Source organism: Methylibium sp., assembly GCF_013817345.1.
In the GTDB taxonomy this organism is placed as follows: domain Bacteria; phylum Pseudomonadota; class Gammaproteobacteria; order Burkholderiales; family Burkholderiaceae_C; genus Methylibium.
The window spans coordinates 1-4,461 of the sequence record NZ_JACDCW010000176.1; the positions used below are offsets into that span (position 1 = coordinate 1).

At 60.5% G+C, this 4,461-nt stretch carries 11 protein-coding genes; 10 read left to right on the forward strand and 1 reads right to left on the reverse strand.

Annotated elements, in window-relative coordinates; genetic code table 11:
* Positions 1-260: hypothetical protein (locus H0W40_RS19365; RefSeq protein WP_292449481.1), on the reverse strand; the 260-nt coding region annotated here is incomplete at its 3' end.
* Between the two features lie 89 nt (positions 261-349).
* Here H0W40_RS19365 and H0W40_RS19370 point away from each other — a divergent pair.
* From H0W40_RS19370 to H0W40_RS19415, 10 genes are all read left to right on the forward strand, one after another.
* On the forward strand, positions 350-1,309 hold the full coding sequence (locus H0W40_RS19370) for an AAA family ATPase (RefSeq protein WP_292449483.1): 960 nt from the start codon (positions 350-352) through the stop codon (positions 1,307-1,309).
* A gap of 8 nt (positions 1,310-1,317) precedes the next feature.
* Positions 1,318-1,539, forward strand: a complete 222-nt coding sequence (locus H0W40_RS19375) for a hypothetical protein (RefSeq protein ID WP_292449486.1) — start codon at positions 1,318-1,320, stop codon at positions 1,537-1,539.
* Entirely contained in the window at positions 1,499-2,221 is a 723-nt protein-coding gene (locus tag H0W40_RS19380) for a hypothetical protein (protein ID WP_292449488.1), read from the forward strand. The genes H0W40_RS19375 and H0W40_RS19380 overlap by 41 nt, the downstream gene beginning before the upstream one ends.
* On the forward strand, positions 2,218-2,403 hold the full coding sequence (locus H0W40_RS19385; protein WP_292449490.1) for a hypothetical protein: 186 nt from the start codon (positions 2,218-2,220) through the stop codon (positions 2,401-2,403). The genes H0W40_RS19380 and H0W40_RS19385 overlap by 4 nt, the downstream gene beginning before the upstream one ends.
* Entirely contained in the window at positions 2,400-2,681 is a 282-nt protein-coding gene (locus H0W40_RS19390) for a hypothetical protein (RefSeq protein WP_292449492.1), read from the forward strand. Before H0W40_RS19385 ends, H0W40_RS19390 begins: the two co-directional genes overlap by 4 nt.
* Positions 2,678-3,055, forward strand: coding sequence for a hypothetical protein (locus H0W40_RS19395; RefSeq protein ID WP_292449494.1), 378 nt, complete (start codon positions 2,678-2,680; stop codon positions 3,053-3,055). The genes H0W40_RS19390 and H0W40_RS19395 overlap by 4 nt, the downstream gene beginning before the upstream one ends.
* Positions 3,052-3,345, forward strand: a complete 294-nt coding sequence (locus H0W40_RS19400; RefSeq protein WP_292449495.1) for a hypothetical protein — start codon at positions 3,052-3,054, stop codon at positions 3,343-3,345. Before H0W40_RS19395 ends, H0W40_RS19400 begins: the two co-directional genes overlap by 4 nt.
* The gene (locus H0W40_RS19405) at positions 3,342-3,713 is read left to right on the forward strand and encodes a hypothetical protein (RefSeq protein WP_292449497.1); all 372 of its coding nucleotides are present in this window, start codon (positions 3,342-3,344) and stop codon (positions 3,711-3,713) included. The genes H0W40_RS19400 and H0W40_RS19405 overlap by 4 nt, the downstream gene beginning before the upstream one ends.
* Before the next feature lie 145 nt (positions 3,714-3,858).
* Complete coding sequence (locus tag H0W40_RS19410; RefSeq protein ID WP_292449499.1) at positions 3,859-4,137, forward strand: hypothetical protein; 279 nt, start codon at positions 3,859-3,861, stop codon at positions 4,135-4,137.
* Positions 4,127-4,447 (forward strand): hypothetical protein, encoded by a 321-nt coding sequence (locus H0W40_RS19415; RefSeq protein ID WP_292449500.1) that lies wholly within the window; start codon positions 4,127-4,129, stop codon positions 4,445-4,447. Before H0W40_RS19410 ends, H0W40_RS19415 begins: the two co-directional genes overlap by 11 nt.
* The last annotated feature ends 14 nt before the right edge of the window (positions 4,448-4,461 follow it).

The following is a 4,461-nucleotide window of genomic DNA, read 5'->3' on the forward strand; positions in this document are numbered from 1 at the left end:
CCTGATTCAGGAGATGGCACATGGATGAGCGCATAGCCGACGCCATTGCGCGCCGCGATGCCGGCATGGCGCTGGCAGTAGAGCATGCCGATCAGGTCGAGCCTGCCTGGAGCGATCGGGCGTTCGCCATCCTGGGCGAGTACGTGGCCGACACCAGCGCAGATTTTACGATCGAGGACGTGCGAGTGGTAGCCGAGGCTATGGGATTGCCCCGCCCGCCAGATTGCCGTGCGTGGGGCGCTATAGCCCGCCGAGGGCACCGCGCCGGGCTGATCGTGCCCACTGAGCGCTTCATCTCATCGAACGACCCGAAGTCGCACCGCGGGCCGAACCGGGTATGGCGTCGCGCATGAGCGACGAGCGCGTTCGGCTGGCAACGATTGCCGATGCGGTGGTGGGCGCGCATACGCGCGACGTGCCGCTGGCCAAGTGGACGCCGCCCAAGCATGTACACCTGCTGCGCTCGCCGGCCGCCTTCAACGATCAGATCATGGGCGAGCTATCGAACGACGGCACGCACGGCGATCCGCTGCCGTGGGCGGCCACCCACAAGCTGTTTCGCCTGCGCCCGCACGAACTATCCATTTGGGCCGGCGCCAACGGCAGCTACAAATCCACGGTGCTATCCGAAATCATGCTGAGCCTAGCCATGAGCGGCAAGCGCGTGGTCATCATTTCGCTCGAAATGCCGGCCTACCGGGTCGCCGCCAAGATGGTGATTCAGGCGCTTTGCCGCGCCCATCCAGTCAGAAAGATGGTCGAGCAGTGGGCCGAGGGTTTGGAGGAGCGGCTGTGCTTTCTGGACATGACGGGCGACATGGCGCCGGCCGATGCGGTCAAGCTCGCCATGTACTGCGCCCACGAACTAGGGACGCAGCACATCCTGTTCGACAACCTGACCAAGATCGTCAGCGCCGACAACGATCACGCCGAGCAGCAACGGCTGTTCATGGCGCAGATGCACCGGACGGCGATCGACACCGGCATGCACGTTCACGTGGTTGCCCACACGCGCAAGCCGACCGTCACCAATGGCAAGACGGCACCCCCGAATCGATACGACATTGCCGGCAGCCGCACGCTGTCCGACCAGCCCGATAACGTAATCATGGTTAATCGCAACTTCGCCAAGACTGAAAAGGTGGAGAAGGGCGACCTCAATGCGCAGGCCGAGCCCGACTTGGTGCTGCTGGTTGAGAAGCATCGCCACGGGCGCTTCGAGGGCAAGCTGAAACTGTGGACACGCCCTGACAGCTACCGCTTCGCCGACGATCAGTTCGACGCCATTGCACCCTACTTTGTGAGGTAACGACCGATATGTCTTTCGACCCGGACCTGGCAGAAAACGTAACGGATGAGGTACTTGCGATCGCCTATCGGGTGCGCACGGACGACGACGTTAGCGCAACTACGGCAGGGATGGTGCTGGCGATCATTTTGATTGCCCAATCCACCGGCAAGCCGAAGGAATTTATGGCCACGTTCAAAAAGCTGCTCGATGACTGCCTGGCAGCGAGGAGTCGAGATGCCACGCATTAGAACCATCAAGCCCGAGTTTCCACAGTCCGAATCAATGGGCCGCGTATCGCGCGACGCACGCCTGCTGTTCATTGAACTCTGGACACTTTGCGATGATTCGGGGAGGACTCGCGCGGCCTCGCGAATGCTCGCGAGCCTTCTTTTCCCCTACGATGACGACGCTCCGGCACTGATTGACGGGTGGTTAGCCGAACTGGAGCGGGAACACTGTCTCGATCGTTATTTGGTCGATGGTCAAAGTTACATCCAAGTTCATAAGTGGTTGATTCATCAGAAGATTGACCACCCTTCGCAGTCCAAATTCCCGGCATTCGAGGACTCCTCGCGAAAATTCGCGAAGCCTCGCGAAAAATTGCCTAGGACCAAGGACCAAGGACCAAGGACCAAGGAAGGGATCAAGGAAAAGACTTCGTGCGTTTCACGCACGGCGGCCGGCTTTGATCTGTTTTGGTCAACATGGCCGACCAGTCCGCGCAAGGTAGCCAAAGCGGCCTGCCTGAAAAAGTGGGAAAGCGGCCGACTCGAACCGTTAGCCGCGGCGATCGTTGGCCATGTGACGGCCATGCGCGCCTCAAAGCAGTGGCAAGACGGATTCGAGCCGACACCGTTGACGTACCTGAATCAGCGCCGCTGGGAGGATGAAGTCTCGGGCGCGCCAGCCGAGAACTTCTTCGCCGCATGACCTGCCAAGGCTGCGCCGATGACGACAGCGTGTACGAGCTGGGCTGCCCTGCTTGTTGCCGCCGTTTTTACAAAAACCTGAAGCCCACCTACGGCAAGCGGTGGTTGCTTGAACACCTGGCCAGCTTCGCGCCGGCCGACATTGCCGAGAAATGTTCTGACGAGCTGAAGGGGATGGCATGAGAAACAAGCCGGGTGATTTGTCGATCGTGATCGGCGGCATCGCCGCCAACCTGGGGTTCATCGTCAAGGTGCTCGAACGGATACCGTTCGAGGCGGAAGCCTGGTACGTGGTCAGTGAGGGCCGACCGTTGACCGGCTACAACCCGAAGATGCCGGAGCTGGGTCCGAAGTTCGTCAGCCGCAACGGCTGCGCCTGGGATCGCAACCTGCGCCCGCTCAAGGGCATGGATCAGGGCGAGATCGAGCGCCTGCGGCTGGGCATCAAGGAGCCGGCATGAGCAAGACCAAGCTGCTCTCGGGCGGTCTACTCAAGCGGCAACAGAAGGCGCGCGATGACCGTACCAGCAAACTGATGGACAAGATTCGCGCCCACGCCGACGCCGAGAGCGACGCCCGTGCCCGCAAGATTATGGACCGTCTTGCAGATAGCGCTGCGGCCGGCGAGACGATCAAGTTCCGGCGGCCGCAGTCGTTCGCGGCGCCAGAACCGGCCCCTACGCCAGAAAGAGTGCTCGTATGCGAGCGCGTGTGCCTGGGCGAGGACGGCGCGATCGTGCTGCTACACGAGGGCGGGATGAATTGGATTATCGCCAGAGATGTCGTGCTTCGCATCGTCAAACTGCTCGACAGCATCATCAAGGAGCCGGCGTGAGGCGTGCCGCTCGCATCGACGACAACCAGGCAGAAATCATCAACGCGCTACGCCAGATGGGTTGCACCGTGCAGAGCCTTGCCGCCTGCGGGTACGGCGTACCAGACGTTCTGGCGGCGTTCCGCGGGCGCAACGTCCTGCTCGAAATCAAAGACCCGAAGAAGCCGAAGGCAGACCGGATGCTGACGCCGGCTCAGGTGAAGTGGCACCAAAACTGGCGCGGCCAAGTTACGACGATTTACACCATCGATGAAGCGATCGCGGTGGTCATTGGGGGAGATAGGGAATGATGGGCCGGCCAATCGGTGAGTTTACGTGGCGCCTGCTGGAGCGAGTACCGGAAACGCGGGAGTTCAGGGCCGGGGATGTAACGACGGTGCCCCGCAAGCGTTTACCTACGGTGACGGCGCTGAAGATTCTCGCCAAGCATGGCTATCTGAAGGCGTTCAACCGGAAAAGTCCGAACGGTGCACCGCAGTTGTTCTATCGGCGCAGCACGAAAGTGAATCGACCGCCGCCTGAGCTGTCTGAGTTCAAGCAATGCCCGTGGCTCAATCTCGTGATCGAGACTCTGCCACCATTGGCGGCCGGCGCCAAGCACGTACTATCCGACGTATCGCCGGATGGGTGGGCCGCGACCGACGAGGAGATCGCGTAGATGCCATACCCTGTCAGCGCAATTCCTACAAAGGGAAAAAAGCGGGGTTTACCTGCCAATTCTCTTGCAAGCGTTGAGTCGATGGTTCGCAGACAATTCGGACACGAGTGCAGCACTCAAGCTGCCGTGAAACAAGGGAAGCCCAGTGCCACGTCGCCCAGTCAACACCATCCTGCCAACTATCATCGACACGGTATTACCGAAATCTCAGAAAAATCAAGCGCTTGGGGCGCCCTTGCCGGCCCCACCGGCACTGGCGCTTCAGTCCGAAGAAATGGACGGACTGATGACCTCCTACCAATTCCTCATTCGGGACGGCGAGTTTGCCCAAGCCAAGCTCACGCTCCTGAAATTCATGCGGGTTTGTACTCACTCCTACATCGTTTGCGAGAAGCTGGAAAGGGCCAACAGTGATGCCGAGTGATTACGACTTCAGCGAGTTGGCATCGCATGCCAATGTGTCGCAACCCATTGATAACTTTCAAAAACAATCGGATAACCGGATCGAACTACTAACCGCGCACATAACGCGGGTGGAGCGGGAGCGGCGCGAGAAGATTGCGACCACGGTGCTGACCGGGCTGGCGCAGCAGGTACGGTTTTTCGAGCAGTACGCCACGCCGGGCATTGTTCTGAACGTCAAGCCGCCGCAGATGGCGCTGGTGGCGGTGCTGCTGGCCGATGCGTTGATTGCGCAGTTGGACGCGGCGCCGCAGGTACAGGCACCGCAATGATTTTTCACGCCCTC

Excerpts from the sequence above, each read along its gene's own strand:
- H0W40_RS19370 (WP_292449483.1), top strand. The coding sequence starts at position 350 with ATGAGCGACGAGCGCGTTCGGCTGGCAACGATTGCCGATGCGGTGGTG.
- H0W40_RS19375 (WP_292449486.1), top strand. The coding sequence starts at position 1,318 with ATGTCTTTCGACCCGGACCTGGCAGAAAACGTAACGGATGAGGTACTT.
- H0W40_RS19380 (WP_292449488.1), top strand. The coding sequence starts at position 1,499 with ATGACTGCCTGGCAGCGAGGAGTCGAGATGCCACGCATTAGAACCATC.
- H0W40_RS19385 (WP_292449490.1), top strand. The coding sequence starts at position 2,218 with ATGACCTGCCAAGGCTGCGCCGATGACGACAGCGTGTACGAGCTGGGC.
- H0W40_RS19390 (WP_292449492.1), top strand. The coding sequence starts at position 2,400 with ATGAGAAACAAGCCGGGTGATTTGTCGATCGTGATCGGCGGCATCGCC.
- H0W40_RS19395 (WP_292449494.1), top strand. The coding sequence starts at position 2,678 with ATGAGCAAGACCAAGCTGCTCTCGGGCGGTCTACTCAAGCGGCAACAG.
- H0W40_RS19405 (WP_292449497.1), top strand. The coding sequence starts at position 3,342 with ATGATGGGCCGGCCAATCGGTGAGTTTACGTGGCGCCTGCTGGAGCGA.
- H0W40_RS19415 (WP_292449500.1), top strand. The coding sequence starts at position 4,127 with ATGCCGAGTGATTACGACTTCAGCGAGTTGGCATCGCATGCCAATGTG.